The organism is Amycolatopsis sp. cg5 (genome assembly GCF_041346955.1).
In the GTDB taxonomy this organism is placed as follows: domain Bacteria; phylum Actinomycetota; class Actinomycetes; order Mycobacteriales; family Pseudonocardiaceae; genus Amycolatopsis.
This window is the reverse complement of sequence record NZ_CP166849.1, coordinates 5427949-5442625: the sequence shown is the minus strand read 5'-3', so window position 1 is coordinate 5442625 and position 14677 is coordinate 5427949. Positions and strand designations below refer to the sequence as shown.

11 protein-coding genes (1 of these 11 cut by a window edge) are annotated in these 14677 nt (G+C 67.8%); 9 read left to right on the top strand and 2 right to left on the bottom strand.

The features are described 5' to 3' along the window. Positions 1–163: 163 nt before the first annotated feature. A complete protein-coding gene (locus AB5J62_RS24225) occupies positions 164–742 on the top strand; it encodes a class IV adenylate cyclase (protein ID WP_370942220.1) in 579 nt (192 codons plus the stop codon). Positions 743–824: 82 nt separating this feature from the next. On the opposite strand, the gene AB5J62_RS24220 is transcribed toward AB5J62_RS24225, so the two are convergent. Then, positions 825–1238: a DUF6069 family protein gene (locus AB5J62_RS24220; RefSeq protein WP_370942219.1), complete on the bottom strand. Its 414-nt coding sequence runs from the start codon at positions 1236–1238 to the stop codon at positions 825–827. A 242-nt stretch (positions 1239–1480) separates the two neighbouring features. On the opposite strand from AB5J62_RS24220, the gene AB5J62_RS24215 reads away from it, so the two are divergent. The 3 genes from AB5J62_RS24215 (at position 1481) to AB5J62_RS24205 (ending at position 3484) form a co-directional block, all read left to right on the top strand. Continuing rightward, positions 1481–2077 (top strand): response regulator transcription factor, encoded by a 597-nt coding sequence (locus AB5J62_RS24215; protein ID WP_370942218.1) that lies wholly within the window; start codon positions 1481–1483, stop codon positions 2075–2077. Positions 2078–2212: 135 nt separating this feature from the next. Beyond that, the gene (locus AB5J62_RS24210) at positions 2213–2848 is read left to right on the top strand and encodes a response regulator transcription factor (RefSeq protein ID WP_370942217.1); all 636 of its coding nucleotides are present in this window, start codon (positions 2213–2215) and stop codon (positions 2846–2848) included. Positions 2849–2863: 15 nt separating this feature from the next. Next, on the top strand, positions 2864–3484 hold the full coding sequence (locus tag AB5J62_RS24205; RefSeq protein WP_370942216.1) for a LuxR C-terminal-related transcriptional regulator: 621 nt from the start codon (positions 2864–2866) through the stop codon (positions 3482–3484). Here AB5J62_RS24205 and AB5J62_RS24200 read toward each other — a convergent pair. Next, on the bottom strand, positions 3477–3662 hold the full coding sequence (locus AB5J62_RS24200; RefSeq protein ID WP_370942215.1) for a hypothetical protein: 186 nt from the start codon (positions 3660–3662) through the stop codon (positions 3477–3479). The genes AB5J62_RS24205 and AB5J62_RS24200 overlap by 8 nt on opposite strands. A 258-nt stretch (positions 3663–3920) precedes the next feature. On the opposite strand from AB5J62_RS24200, the gene AB5J62_RS24195 reads away from it, so the two are divergent. The 5 genes from AB5J62_RS24195 to AB5J62_RS24175 form a co-directional block, all read left to right on the top strand. Further along, entirely contained in the window at positions 3921–6110 is a 2190-nt protein-coding gene (locus tag AB5J62_RS24195; protein ID WP_370942214.1) for a hypothetical protein, read from the top strand. Then, on the top strand, positions 6107–6646 hold the full coding sequence (locus AB5J62_RS24190; protein ID WP_370942213.1) for a type VII secretion system-associated protein: 540 nt from the start codon (positions 6107–6109) through the stop codon (positions 6644–6646). Before AB5J62_RS24195 ends, AB5J62_RS24190 begins: the two co-directional genes overlap by 4 nt. Positions 6647–6875: 229 nt before the next feature. Then, positions 6876–7310 carry a YbaB/EbfC family nucleoid-associated protein gene (locus tag AB5J62_RS24185; protein ID WP_370942212.1) on the top strand — a complete coding sequence of 145 codons (435 nt, stop codon included), beginning with the start codon at positions 6876–6878 and terminating at the stop codon, positions 7308–7310. Then, entirely contained in the window at positions 7310–7654 is a 345-nt protein-coding gene (locus AB5J62_RS24180) for a WXG100 family type VII secretion target (RefSeq protein ID WP_370942211.1), read from the top strand. The genes AB5J62_RS24185 and AB5J62_RS24180 overlap by 1 nt, the downstream gene beginning before the upstream one ends. Positions 7655–7805: 151 nt before the next feature. After that, positions 7806–14677, top strand: the start of a protein-coding gene (locus AB5J62_RS24175) for a hypothetical protein (protein WP_370942210.1). The gene runs 30082 nt beyond the window's last position; the window shows 6872 of its 36954 coding nt (coding positions 1–6872); its start codon is at positions 7806–7808; its stop codon lies beyond the right edge, outside the window.

Below are 14677 nucleotides of genomic sequence, written 5' to 3'. Positions count from 1 at the left end.
TCATGAATACTTCCTCGCCGAATACACGTTCGGGAAATCGAAGCACGGAGCCCAGAAGTAAAGACAGTGCCCAACGTCTTCGCGCCGCGTCAACATAGTCGAACCGACTCAGGTCTTTCGGACAGTGGGTCGAGGCGCGATCGGGCAGAAAGGAGCCAGGTGAATGGCGATAGAGGCCGAACTGAAGGCCCTGGTACGCGAACCGGATGCGGTGGCCCATCGGCTGCGGCAGCTTGGCGATGAGCAGCCAGAACTCTACCGTGACATCTATTTCGACCGGCCGGACCACACTGTGGTCGGTGCGGGGCGGGAACTCCGAGTGCGGGTGATCGAATCCGCCACGGGCATCCGGTACCTGTTCACATTGAAGGACGCCCCCGTTGACGAGGCCAGCGGTTCGAAACCCGAATTCGAGACGTGGGTGGGTGACGCGGCGACCATGAGGGAGATCCTGAGCCTGCTCGGGTACCAGGAAATCGCCAGACTGACCAAGAACTGCCGCAACTATCGCTTCGAATCCGGCGGCCGGGCGATACTCGCCACACTCGTCACCCTGTCGGCGGCCGGCGACACGTTCATCGAAGTGGAAACGCCAGCCGAACGCGCTGATCTCGGAGCCGCGCTGGATGTAGTGCGCGACGTGCTCACCGGGCTGGGTATCGACAAGGCGGATATCACGGCGGAGACCTACACGGCGACGATGCTCCGCGCCCGAGGGGCCGTAGTCACGCCACGACAATGATGGGATGTGTGAACGGGGACCGGACCGACCGCCGGGAACCCGGTACGAGCCACCCTTCACCGTTGAGTCGTGCGGGAGTCTCCTACATCTCGCCGGCTGCCCGACGGGCTGGCCGTTCGGCGCGGAAGGGGACGACGACGGCTGCCGTCACCACGACATGCATGACCATGAGACCTACGACGTTGGCGACCGTCGCGCCGCTGCCGAACAGCAACAGATCCGGTATCCAGCTCAGGACGAGGGCGACTGGGACGACCACTCGGAGCGCCTGTGGCGCGACGCGGTGGATCGTCAGCCAGCCGAGCGTCCCGACAACGATACCGATCAGTGTCAAGGACAGATATTCCGCGGGTGCGAGGCCGACCCCTATGCCCTGCTCGTCAAAAACGCGCGCGATCAAGGCGATAACGGTGTTCGCGACCATCGCCGCCAGGGCGGCCAAGCAGAGCCGTGTCATTCGGGCGCGGACAGGTGAAGTGGATACGGCCATGGTCATCACGTCCTTGGATCAGTCGAATTCATTTAGATGTCTAACACGACGGTGAGCGCGGCTGGCCATGCGTCGGTTAAAAGTGCCCGATGAGGCATGATTCGCCAAAATACCGGCAACCGTGGCCGCTGTTACGGGGCAAACCGGCGCTGAAACGGACAGAGCACGGCCTGGCCGTCCGATTGAGAGATTGTGAAGTCTGGCAGAGAAAGCTTCTTTTCCCTGAAGGGCCAAGGAAAGGAAGCACAGTGGAACCGGTACGTGTCGCGGTGTGGACGGCCGATCCGATCATGCACGCAGGGCTCACGAGCTACCTGCGGACCCGTCCCGAGCTGACTGTGGCGGCGCCGGAGGACTTGACCGAGCGGGACGTACTGGTCGTCCATATCGATCGGATGACGCCGCAGGTCGTCGCGGAGCTGCGTGGTGCACACGCCCACCTGCCCAAGGTGCTGTTGGCGGGTGAAGTGTGGGGCGACGACATCGACACGGCTGCCGAATGCCGAGCGGTCGTGGTACTCCCGTGCTCTCGGACCTCGGGCGACCAGGTGGTCGAAGCGGTGCTGTCCGTACGGCTCGGCCGCGGCAGGCTGCCTGCCGACCCGTTCGAGAGCGTGCGGCGGACGCCGCCGCCCCCTGACAGGCCAGGACCGTCCAGCTTGACTACGCGCGAAGTCGACATGCTTCGCTTGCTCGCCGAAGGCTACGACACGGCGGCGATCGCAGACAAGATGCGTTACTCGGAGCGCACCGTCAAGAACACGGTCTACGCGCTGACAAAACGCCTGAACCTGAAGAACCGGCCCCACGCGGTCGCCTACGCCATGCGTGCCGGCGTGATCTGAGCAGAGTCGCTGCCCGGCTGCCGCGGCCGTGGCTACAGCCGCCGTCGTCCCAGGTCAACGCCCAATAGAGGGATAATGAAGTAGCACACCCCACGCTCGGTGTCGAGGTCGGACCCGTCCGGAAGGAGCGATGGCGTGGATGCGGTGAACGTCCTGATACACGCGGCCGACGAGCTCAGCGAGGCCGGGGTCAAGGCGATGCTGAGCGAGTACGAGAAGCTGCGAGTCGTGCCTGACAGTCCGGATACGCGGCCGGACGTCCTCGTGGTTGTCGTGGCCGGGGTGGTGGGCACCGCCGCCTACGCCTTCTTGCGCCGGTTCCACACAAGCGGTCCCGCCCCGGAGCCGCGCGCGGTGCTGGTGGCGGATCGGTTCAAAGCCGAAGATCTGCTGATGGCCGTCGAATGCGGCGTGGCAGCCCTGCTACCCCGGAGCGGGCTCAAGGCGGGAACGCTGGCGGCCGCGGTCACCGCCGTGAGCCGGGGTGCTGCTCTCATCCCGTATCACCTGCAGGGTGTACTCCTGGAGCAGATCGGCCAGCTGCGGACCCGGGTGCTGGCTCCGGCGGGGCTGACCCTCGCCGGGGTGGAGACCCGTGAACGCGATGTGCTGAGCCTGATCGCCGAGGGCTACCAGACCGAGGAGATCGCGTCCCTGTTGACCTACTCGGAGGGCACGGTGAAGAACGTGCTGTACGGGATGATGGCCCGGCTCCGGCTCCATTCACGAGCCCACGCGGTCGCTTACGCGCTGCGTGAAGGCGTCATCTGAGGTCTGGGGGACACCATGGAACCGGTACAGGTGGGTATTAGGTCGACCGACTCGATCACTCAGGTCGGGCTGAGCAGCTTTCTGAGGACTTGCGAGCGGCTGCTGGTCGTCGACGTCGATGAATTGACCGACCAAGGCGTACTCCTTGTCCAGGCGCCCCGGATGACTCCGCAGGTCGCGGCCGAGTTGCGGGCCGAGCGCTGGGTGGCGGTGCCCAAGGTGCTGATGGTCGACGAACTGCGGGACGCCGACGTACTGAACGCGGTCGAGTGCCGTGTCGTGGGTGTGCTGCCGCGGGTCCGGACCACCGGCGACGGCCTGGTCGACGCGTTGGTCGCCGCGGCTTCCGGACGTGGTGTCCTGCCGCCGGACCTGCTGGGAAAGCTGCTCGACGGCATCCGGCGCCTCCAGCGCGAAGTGCTCGCTCCTCGTGGGCTGGGCACGGCGGGGCTGGCTGCCCGGGAGATCGACGTGATCCGGCTCATGGCCGAAGGCTTGGACACCGGCGAGATCGCCGGTGAACTGTGCTATTCCGAGCGCACGGTCAAGAACGTGATCTACGAGATGACCAGCAGGCTTAATCTGCGCAACCGGCCCCACGCGGTCGCCTACGCACTGCAGGCGGGTGTCATTTGAGGTCATTCGCTGGCCAGGCGACTTTCCCGGATTCGGTTTCGTCGTCTTCCTGGCTCGTGGACGGCCTGTCCGGAACAGGTCCGATGACGGCGGCGGTCAGTTCGTCGAAAATCGGAGTCGGCTCATCGGAGGAGGTTTTCCGGAGGTCGTGCTCCACCTCGGCTTGATCGGTGCTCACCCGTCTACTTTAAACGTTTCCTTTGTAGTCGGCGGCAATGCGGTGGGTTTGTCCGCCCGCAGTGCCTGAAAGTACCGAGCGGCCGGATAGAGGGCTCTTGAGTCGTCGCTGGTGATATAAGCGGCGTCCGCGGCAGGCGCGGACGCCGGGTGCGGACGAAACCGTGATCGGAGGGCAGGGGATGGCACGCCCCGGAATCCCATCGTGGGTCCACCGTGGACTCGCGGCTCCTCCGCCGAAGATCGGAAGGCGAAACCGATGTCGCTCCTCAAAGTTCCGCGCCTGGGGCGCCGTAAGGCGCGGGTGCGTTGCCACCGGGTCGGCGCCGCGTTGGTCGCGCACGGTCCCGATGGGATGACCAAGCAGGCAGGTCTGCTGGCGGCGTCACTTCCCGAAGATGACGCCTGTTTCCACGTCGTCGTGGATTTTCCCGCAGGCATCCCGGCCTCTTCGGCGTGGCAGGCCGTCGCGAAAGCGGTCGCGGAGGACGGTCGAGCCGTCCGGCTGTTCCCTTCGGCGATGGCCGACCACATCCCCCTTCCGTCCGCGAGATGGCTTTCGGAGCGGGTCGGTCATCCTGTTCTCTGTCCGGACGGCCCGCTGTCCACGGGTTCGTCCGGCGCGATCTTCCTGCCGCCTGAGAACAGTCAAGGGTGGGCGTTCTGTGCTCCTGGCCAGCCCCCGGTGTGGCAGGGGCGCCGGTATCCGATCCCGGAATGGGAGGGACCGGCCAACCTGACCCCGCACCGGTTGCAGCGGTCGGTGAGCGTTGAGCCCTTGCCCGCAGGGCTGTGGATCCGCGCCGACGGACCGGAATCCTGGTTGAGCGCTGGCCGCGCGAAGCTCACTCGCTGGCTTTCCGCGTCGCCACGTGAGCTGACGATCGTGCTCGGTGCCCATGGCGTGCCCGCACTGCCGCTCACCAGTGTCGTGAAATGGTGGGAGACGGTCTCGCCTGATCTGCGGGCCAAGACCCGATTCTTCTGCTTCGGAGACCTTTCACCCGCGAGCGACGTGTCATCGGGACAGGCGCTGGCGGACGCATTGGGCGAGGAAATCCTACTGTTCGGTGGATTCCCGGTCGGGAAGCCGGAGCAGGCGGAGGTGTTCGCACTGCGGCATGACGGATCGCACGGCCACCGTATCTTCGCCGAACTGGTCGCTTACCGGCCACGGCATGCTTCGGAGGCAGCCGCGGTGGCCCCGACCGTCTGTCGCTCGCGCCTGCCCGCCGGGACTTCCCAAGGGAGCGCGCCAGGGATTCATCCGCTCGATTCGGGTGCGGTGGTGGAGGTCGTCCAGGCCGGTTTGTGGGTGCGTCCCCTCACCGAGCCCGCACATGCCGCGGAGATCCGCGGCACCCCGGCAGACCCCGAGGCGCTGCTGTTGTTCCATGAGCCGGCGGAGGCCGGACTCGCCGACCGGGTGCTCGACCAGCTCGAGGCCAAGACTCGCGCCGCGACCAGGAAGGTGTCCGCTCGGACGGCCTCGGAAGCACCGAACGGCAGGAACGATCTCACGTTGCCGATGACGTCCTTGCCCAGGCTGGCGCAGCTCTTGCGTCTTCAATCCGCAGCGGACGAAAAGCATTCCGGGAGCGTCCGAGAAGACGACACCGCGGCAGTGACCACCAAGATCGGTCATCCGGCCGTTGAGCATCGGACGGCCGCTCGCGCGGTCCTGCAGCAGGAGCCGGATCCCGGGGCGCGTGTCTGGCCGTTGCCCGAGGATTTCAGCGCCGAACAGGACATGGCCAGGCCCGGTCTTGAGGCCGCCTTCGACGCGCTTTCGCTCAAGGTCGGAGCCGCCATGCGACGGTTCTCCTCGCACCGCGAGGTTCCGGAGAGCGTCTTGACCGCGGCCGTGGCCGCCGGCCTCTATCTGTCCGGGGAGGCCCCGGACATCGACGCAAGCCTGCGGGCGGGCGCAGAAGGGCCGCACATCGGTTTCGGTCGTTGTGTGGCCGATGGGCTGCGGAAGCTGCCGAGACATCGGGAGGCCACGGCCACGGTGGTCGATCCCGGACCGGAGGTCTGGGCACTTCTCGAGACCGGGACGGTGGTGCGTGAGTGGGGCTTCTTTCATGCACGGACAGTGCTCGGCCCGGTCGAGGCCGGGGCGACGGATCTGGTCGTCCGGTCGCTCACCGGCCGGTCGACGTCGTCGATGGAATCAGCGGAGGACGGCCTCACCGACCGGGTGGTCTTCCTGCCAGGGACGTCCTTCAAGGTGCTGGAAGCGGTGGCGCCGGAGGGGGAGCGTCGTGGGCGGCTCCTGATCAGGGAGTTGCCCGCGGCCGAAGCGGGCAGGGTTTCCGACAGCGATGACGTGGTGCTGGCTGCGCTGCAAGCGTTCGCCAGGGAAGGGCGACGCTCCGCCGAGCCCGTGTCCGAAGCCTTCTCGCGTCACCGCGGCACGGTGCCGGGTATCGCGGACGGACGACCATGAGCGAACCCGCGGCGGACCTCGCGAACCCGAACGAGTCCGGAGGCAGGCTGATCCTGCTGTTCGACCCGGCGTTCGAGCCGGACCAGCAGGACGAGGTGCCGTCGCATGTGGTGCTGGGCGCGTGGCTTCTGAACGAGGCGGGTGTCCCGAGCCGTTTCCAGCCGAACCCGCATTATCGGCCCAGCACACCGGATTCGCCGCTTGACCCGGTGGACGCGGTGCTCCGAGCGCTGGTCCGAGGTGAGGACGTCGCGGACCAGCTGCCTGTCGTGCTCCGGGACAGCGTGTTGGGAATCGCCGCGCATGCCGATGGAACCGCGGTGATCCGGCCGGCCCCCGATGGCGTTCCGTCGGTTCAGGTGGCCACCTCCTATGGCCATCGCGCGGCGGTCGGCGATGTCGGCTGGCTCGACGTCACCCTCGGCCAGGTGGCAGGCGCTCTTCCCGCCGAGGGGGTGGACGTGCTGCTGAACGCAGGCTCCCCCGCATCGATGCGGCTGACAGCCAGCGCGGTTCGCGCGGCGGCGGAAACCTGAGACGTTCCTTCAGCGCAAGCTCGCTCACCGAGTCTCAAGTGGATAGAGACTTCCTGGAGTCCCAGGTGGTCACCTTGATGCTCGGACGAGAAATCGTCGTGACTGTCCTCTCGGGCAGCATGGTTCGACGATCAATCGTGGCGGACGCGATTCGCTTGGGACGGGCACGCCGCTTTGACAAGCTGGGCCGTGGTGCGCTGAAGGAAGTGACTTGAAGGAGTGGTGAGCCATGTACTCGCTGGGCGACTTTGCCGGGGACGCCGGGGTCGAAGAGGCTCTGGCCGCCTTGAACCGGGAGCAGGAAAAGCTCGGCAAGCTGACTGAGCTGTGGCGCGACGGCCGGACGACGGTACGCGCGAAAGACCAGTCGTTGTCGGTCACCGTCGACGGCCGGGGCGAACTGGTGGAGCTCGTCTTCAACGAAGCGAAGTACCGATTGCTGCCGCCGGCTCAGCTGGCGAGCGTCGTACTCGAGACCGTGCAGCGGGCCAAGGCGGAAGCCATGACGAAGATGTCCGAGCTGATGGGCACGAGCAGTGTTTCGGGCATCGACTACGGCGACGTCGCGGCGGGGAAGATGGATCCCCAGGAACTGATGGACTCGTTGATCTCCCCGATGTTGAAAGAAGTCGGTGTGGAACGGCGAGAAGGGGATCGGGCGTGATGGCTGACGAATTCCGGCTGGACCCCGCGGGTGTGCAGGACACGGTGAGCAAACTGGGCGGCGCCACCGAAGATCTCAGGGACGCGTTGGCGAAGCTGACCAGCACACTCGATCGCTACGAAGGTTGCTGGGGCGAGGACAAAGCGGGTAAGCAGTTCGCCCAAGGCTACGTTTCCAACGCGAATTCGGTTTGTGACGGCTCGAAGGATGTCGCGACCAACGCGGACAACTTCTCCAGCCAGATCAAGGACGCGGTTGTTCAGTTCCAGGATCTGGACGAGGAGAACGCGGAGCGTTTCGACAAGCAGCTCGCGGATTCACTGGAGGACAAAAAGGACGGATAACAGGCCGTCGTCGCGGGTCATATTCGTGTGCTGACGGTGTTTCGAGGGGAGGTGGGCGGTGTTCGAGTCGGGAGACGGACCGGTCAAACCGCCTGCCAAACTACAGCGATTCTTGAAAGTCGCTCTGGGAATGGAGTGGCCTGAGGGAAACGTGCGCAGCCTGCGGGCGATTTCGCACGCGTGGGAGGAATTCGGTCCGGCGCTGGAACAGTTCGCCTCGATCGTCCGGGCGCGGGGGATCGATCTGGACGCCGCGATGGACGGCGAATTCGCGGAAGCGATGGGGAAATGGCTGGACGGGAACCTCCTCGAGGCACTGGATCAGCTGGCACAGAACGCCCAGAGTCTTACGTCGACGGCGCGTAAATCCGCTGCCGACATCGAAAAAGCCCAGATAATGATCATCGTCGCGGCGACGATGGCGCTGATCCAGATCGTGCTCTTGGCGATCTCCATCGTCCAGGCGTGGGCGATCCCCGTGGTCGAGGCTGCCGCGCAGCTGACCATGCGCATCATCATGCAGCAGCTGATCGGCAAGCTGCAGTCGATCGCGCTCCAGAGATTGAGCTTCGAGGCCGTCAAGCAGGCGGCGGTGCACCTTGCGCCGTACATCAAGACCGCGGCGACCCACATCGGGACCTCCGCCGCGATCGGCGCCACCGTGATGACCACCACGGACGCGTCCATCCAAGGTGGACAGATCGCGGCGCACACCCGGACGAAGGACGAGTTCGACAAGGACTCGGTCTGGAAGGCCGCTGTCGGCGGCGCAATCGGCGGCGGGGCGTCGGGCGTGATGACGTTCGGCTCCCATCTGGTCGTGATGGCCGCGAAATCGGCGGCCTCCCAGCTCGGGAAGAGCATCCCCCGAGGTCTTGTGGTGCTGGGGCATGTCGGTTATGCGACAGGGCAGGTCGCGTCGGTGGCCTGGAGCAACCCGATCGTCAATTCGGTGTTGAACAACCCCGACGCGTTCTGGGGCGGCATTCTGGGCGGGCTGTCCGGATACGGCATGCCGAAGTTCTCGTCGTCATCCGCCGAGGTGAAGACGGTGGACGTCGACCTCGGCAACCTCGATCTGAAGGCCCCTGGCTTGGGCGAGAAGCCCACCGGCGAGCAACCGGCATTGGTGATTCCCAAGCCGACCACGGAAGCCGAAGTGCCCTCGGCGACCGAAAAGAGCACGCGAGAGCAGGGGCCAGCCGTCAGCGAGCCTGCCTCGAGCACGCGGACAGGAGACCAGGCTTCGGTCGTGTCGCGGCCTGTGTCGAGCGACGGTGCCGAACTCGGGCAGTTGTTCACCCCCGCCCCGGCCACGACGGCACAGCCGGCGGCTGGGGCGACCGCCGGAGCGTCTGGCCACTCCGCGGGGAGTGGGGCCTCGCGACCGGCGACCAGTACAACAGGACAGTCCTCGGTGGGGTCGGTCACCCGGCCTGCCGAGAGCGTCGCGCCCGCGACCGCGCCTGGTCAGCCGGTGGTGGGTTCGTCGGGTGGTCCGGCGCAGTCGGGTGCGGGTGTGGATGCGCGGCCTGCTGCGAGCGCTGGTGGGCAGTCGGGTCCCGTGGCGCAGCCCGCTACGAGCGCCTCGGGTGGGTCTGTTCCCGCGGGTGTGTCCGTGGCGCAGCCCGCCACGAGCGCCTCGGGTGGGTCTGCGCCCGCGACCGCGCCTGGTCAGCCGGTGGTGGGTTCGTCGGGTGGTCCGGCGCAGTCGGGTGCGGGTGTGGATGCGCGGCCTGCTGCGAGCGCTGGTGGGCAGTCGGGTCCCGTGGCGCAGCCCGCTACGAGCACCTCGGGTGGGCCTGTTCCCGCGGGTGCGTCCGCGGCGCAGCCCGCCACGAGCGCCTCGGGTGGGCCTGCGCCCGCGACCGCGCCCGGTCAGTCCGCGACGAGCACAACGGGCGGTCCGGCGCAGTCGAACGGCGGTGTGGATGCGCGGCCGAGCGCGGGAAGCCAGCCTGCCCCAGCGGCCTCCGGTGGGCAGGCGCAGCCGGGCGTGGGGGAGCAGCCGGCGCGATCGGGTTCCGCGGCGCAGCCCGCCACGAGCGCCTCGGGTGGGCCTGCGCCCGCGAGCGCGCCCGGTCAGTCCGCGACGAGCACAACGGGCGGTCCGGCGCAGTCGAACGGCGGTGTGGATGCGCGGCCGAGCGCGGGAAGCCAGCCTGCCCCAGCGGCCTCCGGTGGGCAGGCGCAGCCGGGCGTGGGGGAGCAGCCGGCGCGATCGGGTTCCGCGGCGCAGCCCGCCACGAGCACCTCGGGTGGGTCCGTTCCCGCGAGCGCGCCCGGTCAGTCCGCGACGAGCACAACAGGCGGGCCGGCGCGCACGGGCGCGGATATACGTCCCGCGACGAGCGGCGGCGGGCAGCAGGGGCCGACGGCGGGAGAGCCCACCGGGCGGACCGAAGCCGGTCAGAGCCGCCCGGCCGTGACCACGAACGGTGGCCCGGGTCACCAAGCCGCCACCACAGACGCGACCGCCAGGCCGCAGGGCCGTGCCGCCGCCGAGAGCGGGTCGGCGGCGCAGCAATTCCTGAGCGGGAGCCAGTCCGCACCGGCTGGTGGTCGCGAGAGCGCGGTGCCGGTTCCACCCAAGGGCGGCGACGGTCCTCCGTCCCCGAGCGGGAAGCCGGTCGCGGATTCCACTCTCGGCCGGGACAGCTCGAGCGGGCACCAGCCTTCGCGGCTGGAGTCTTCGCCGTCGAACCGGGCATCCGGCGACGCACCGGCCGTGCCGGCCAAGAGCGATGACGGGCGCGCGGTCGGATCGCACGACGCGAAGCCGCCGCGCGTGGTGACGGCTCCGGAAACGCGGGCCGGAGACAAACCGGGTGATGGCCTGGACGCGCGGGATGTCGGGGAAGCGCGGGCTGCGACGGACCGTCCGGCCTCGAGCGGGCCGGAGCACCTGGTCGACTCTGGCGATCCGGGTGGTCGTACCGGCGGGCAGGCGCCGGGCACAGAGCACCTGGTGGAGTGGGGCGCCATGCGGGACACGGTGCCGCCGACCCGGCACCGCGCTGAGCACCACGAGCCGGGTGGCGAAGCCCGGCAGGTTCGCTTCGATTCCCGGCGGGGTGAAGTGTCGCCGGGGCGGTGGGTCCAGGAGCTGTCTGTCCCGCTTGACCTGGTGTCGAAGTCAGGCTCGGTGAGCGCGCGCAACCGGCGCGCCTGGGTACCGGAGATCCAGCGGGCGCTGGACGAGGTGGTCAACGGCCGTCACCGGCTCCCGAATGGCGACCAGCTGCATCTGGTGGTCGAGGCGAAGACGCCGGATGGCTCGCCTCGACCCGGGTGGGAGCGAGACGGGGCGCGCGCGGTTCCGGTCGAAGTCGTGCGGCGTTCCTCGGTGCGGGGGCAACGCGTCTGGAAGCTGGGCGACACTGACGCGGCGGTCGGGAAGCTGCTGGAGTTCGTCGGTGTCAAGCCCGCGGTCATGGGTGGCCCGGTGCCCGGCGGCGCGGACCCCGCGCGGTTGACCGAGGCGGACATCGCGAGGATCGACGACACCATCCGGAGCACCTCCTCCGAGACCGCGCGAACGGACACCGGGCAGCATGCTCTGGCAGACGGACCGCCAGGTGGTGTCGCGTGGCCGGGAAACCAGACAGCGGCGGGCACGAGCTGGGTGCGCGGTGCCGACGGGTGGTACCGGTCGGACGGGCAGGGTGCGCTCGACGGCGCCGCCGAACTGCCTCAGGGGGCACGGGGGCTGTTCGACGCGAAGGGCCAGCTGCGGCATGTCGTGCTGCCGGACGGAGCGAGTCTCGATCGCGGCCTCGACGGGAACTGGTCGTCGCCGCGGACGAATGCGGGCGAGGTGCGGGCGCTGAAGATGGACGCGCCCCATCGGCTGGAGCGGGCCGATGGGTCGCTGGTCGCGGAGCTGCCCGCCGAAAGCGAGCGTGTGTTCGACCGGCACGGCGGTGACGAAAAGGTGGTGGCGTACCGGCAGCTGAAGGACCAGGACGGTGGCTGGCTTCCGCGGCCGCTGGTGTTCGTCCCCGACGGGGAAGGCGGCTGGATCGAGCACGGCCTGGACGCGGTGGAGTACGAGGGATGGCTGGCGAGCGCGAACAAGGCGCATGCGGCGGCGAAGACCTTGTTCGACATCTCCGCCCGCTCTGGCACCGGTATTCCGGAGGAACGCCGTTTGCCCAACCTGACCGACGAGCAGCTGAAGGACTTGTACTCACGAGGAAGGGAAGCACCGGACGACGCCTTCGCGGCGGTGTTCGAGCTGATCCGGCGCAACAAGGGGATCGCGCTGCGGTGGACCCAGGCCGCCGCGGTGCACGCGTTCCTCGAGCACCGCGTGGTGAACATGGCGGCAGGGGAGGGCAAATCGTGGTTGTTCTTCGCGCACGCGGCACTGGCGTCATGGAAGCAGGGGGTCGACGCGGTGCAGGTGAACACGACGCGTGACATCTTGGCCGATCGCGAGATGGAGGTCTACCGCGAGCACTTGACGCAGCTCGGGGTCGACGTGCACCGGGTCGACTCCGACAAGCCGCCTGCCAGACCTGAACCCGGGCGTCCGACCGTGTACGTCGGAACGCTCGAAGAAAGCGGATTCACCTACCTCAAGCACGGCATCCTCCCCGGCCAGGAGAAAGCCGGCGACGCGCTCCGGCTCGCGGCGAGCATCGACGAGGTCGACGAGGGCGTGGTGTATTCGAACGCCCAGTACATCCTGAGCGAAGGCGTGCAGAACACGGCGTCCAGTGAGGTCATCGAGCAGGTGGCCTGGGCGCACGATCTCCTGGACGACAGCTCCGCCAGCGGATGGATTCAGGAAGCGGACTTCGGGCGCCGGCCCGGTCAAGAAGGCGGGCCTGCCAGCATGACCGCGGCGGGCAAGGAGAAGCTGGAACTGCTGCTAGGCCGCCCCATGACCGAGGAAGAGGTCAAGCGGGTGAACATGGCCGCCGCGGCCAAGTGGGAGTACATCGAAGAAGACCACTACACGATCAGCAACGGCAAGGTCGTCATCATCGACCAGACCACCCACCAGACGATGCAGAACCCGAGGACTTCGTCCGAGAGTCGCTGGAACGGTGGTCTGGCTCAGGCGGTGGAGTACCGGCACGGACTGGACGTCCGCAACGACTCCGCAGGCAGCAAGCAGTTGGACGTCAAGGAACTGCTCGCGATGCCCGAGTACGCGGAGAAGACCGGAGCGTCGGGCACCGCGCTGGGGCACGAGAAGACGTTCGCGGAGAAAGGCCTTTCGGGGAAGGTCGAAAACATTCCGCGGTACTACGAATCGCGGCTGCAGAAGCACGACGACGTCGTTCTCCCCACCAGAGACGGAAAACTGGCCAAACTGGCCGACGACACCGCTGCGATGCAGAACCGGGAGCAAGGGGGAACCGGGCGGCCGCAGCTGATACTGGCCACCCGGAACAGCGAGGTGAAGAAGATCTCGGGGCTGCTCGACGACCGAGGTGTCGAGCACATGGCCGTCGACGCCCAGTGGGTCCTCGCCCAGGGCAAGGACTTCGACACAGCTTTCAAGAAGGTGATCGACGACGCCGGCTCCGTGGGGAAAGTGTTGGTTATCAACATGCAGGGCGCCCGCGGCGTCGACATCGCCACGAGCAAGGAAGCGAAACAGCAGGGCGACCTGATGGTGCGGATCACGGCGCGTTCCGAGATCTCCGCCGACATCGACATCCAGGCTGAGAACCGCGCCGCCCGCAGTGGTGGCGGTGGCAGCGTCGTCTACTACTCCTCGCCTGAAGACAAGATCTTCCAGCTCTCCTCGAACCCCGATGTGCAGATGGCGGTGATCCAGTACAGGGATGCGCTCGCCCAAACCGACGCCCCCGCGTTGGGCCGTGCCGAACAGCGATTGCGCGACCTCGTGCCGGTGTTGCAGCCCAATTCCCACCACCCCACCGTCGATCCCGGCTCCGCACAGCCCAACGCCCCGCCCACGGCCCCACCTCCCGAGCGGTCCGCGCCGCCCGCCGACACCGGCCCACGCCTCCCCGTGGAGGAGTTCACCTATCACGAGGGCCTCGCGAACGCGCTGAACGCCGCTGATCGCGCGTTCTCCGACGAGCTGAACGAGTGGCGCGCGGCGCACCCCGATGCGGTGCTTCCGGAGACTGCCGTAACGGGCCTGAACGAAGAGTTCCTGGCGGGACGCCAGGCGGAGTACGACAGCCTGCTCGGGGATCTGCGGACGACGTCCGTGCCTGGTGATCAGGTACGGACGGGGTGGCAGGACTGGCAGGAGCGGCTCGGCTCGGCGGTGGCGCCGTTGCGGGAAGCGTTCGGCCATGCCGCGCTCACTACCCCGGGAAGCCAGAACGATGACCGAGGCGATCAGAACACCGGACTCACGGACCGCGAACGACCCGCGAACGCGCTGAACGTCGTTGACGGAGGAGCATCCACCGCCCGGGCAGGCGAAATCGGCGTATCGTCCACTCAGGACTCGGCAGTACTTGCCGACGACGGGAGTATCGCCGGGCTCGGCCAAGGGAACCTGGGTGTACTGCCCGCCGGAGTGCGGGATCTGTTGCCCGAAGACGTGTTACGGCAGTGGCAGCGGGCGCGTGAGACGCTGGCGTCGTCGAAACTTCCCGCCGATGTCGTGGCCGCGTTGACCACTCGGACCGGTCACTTGCTGTCCGAGCACTACCGGACGCAGGGCGACGTCGCGCCCGCGTCCGAGGCTCAGCGGAACCTGGTGAGCCGCGATCGCGTCTTCCGTACCATCGTCGCCGCGCGACGAGTGCACGACCATGTAGCGGGAATCGCTGTGCCCCAAGCCGAACAGAACGTGGTCGAGTACGCGCGGGTGCTCGGACTCGATCCGTCGGCCGGCACGGTGGCGGCGCCCAGGCCTCGGACGGTGACTCCGGTCAGGTCCGGCGTGGTGGTCGGCGATCCCGATGTCGCCTGGGGGCGGGCGGCCCGATGGCTCGCCCGGGAGGACGGCGTCTTCGGGCTGGTGCTGATCGATCACGGAATGCGTGATGTGTCTTTCGCGCACGCGGCACTGCGCCAGGGTGG

Bases quoted from the DNA above. Each gene is read 5' to 3' on its own strand.
- AB5J62_RS24225 (WP_370942220.1), top strand. From the start codon at position 164: ATGGCGATAGAGGCCGAACTGAAGGCCCTGGTACGCGAACCGGATGCG.
- AB5J62_RS24220 (WP_370942219.1), bottom strand. From the start codon at position 1,238: ATGACCATGGCCGTATCCACTTCACCTGTCCGCGCCCGAATGACACGG.
- AB5J62_RS24205 (WP_370942216.1), top strand. From the start codon at position 2,864: ATGGAACCGGTACAGGTGGGTATTAGGTCGACCGACTCGATCACTCAG.
- AB5J62_RS24195 (WP_370942214.1), top strand. From the start codon at position 3,921: ATGTCGCTCCTCAAAGTTCCGCGCCTGGGGCGCCGTAAGGCGCGGGTG.
- AB5J62_RS24190 (WP_370942213.1), top strand. From the start codon at position 6,107: ATGAGCGAACCCGCGGCGGACCTCGCGAACCCGAACGAGTCCGGAGGC.
- AB5J62_RS24185 (WP_370942212.1), top strand. From the start codon at position 6,876: ATGTACTCGCTGGGCGACTTTGCCGGGGACGCCGGGGTCGAAGAGGCT.
- AB5J62_RS24180 (WP_370942211.1), top strand. From the start codon at position 7,310: ATGGCTGACGAATTCCGGCTGGACCCCGCGGGTGTGCAGGACACGGTG.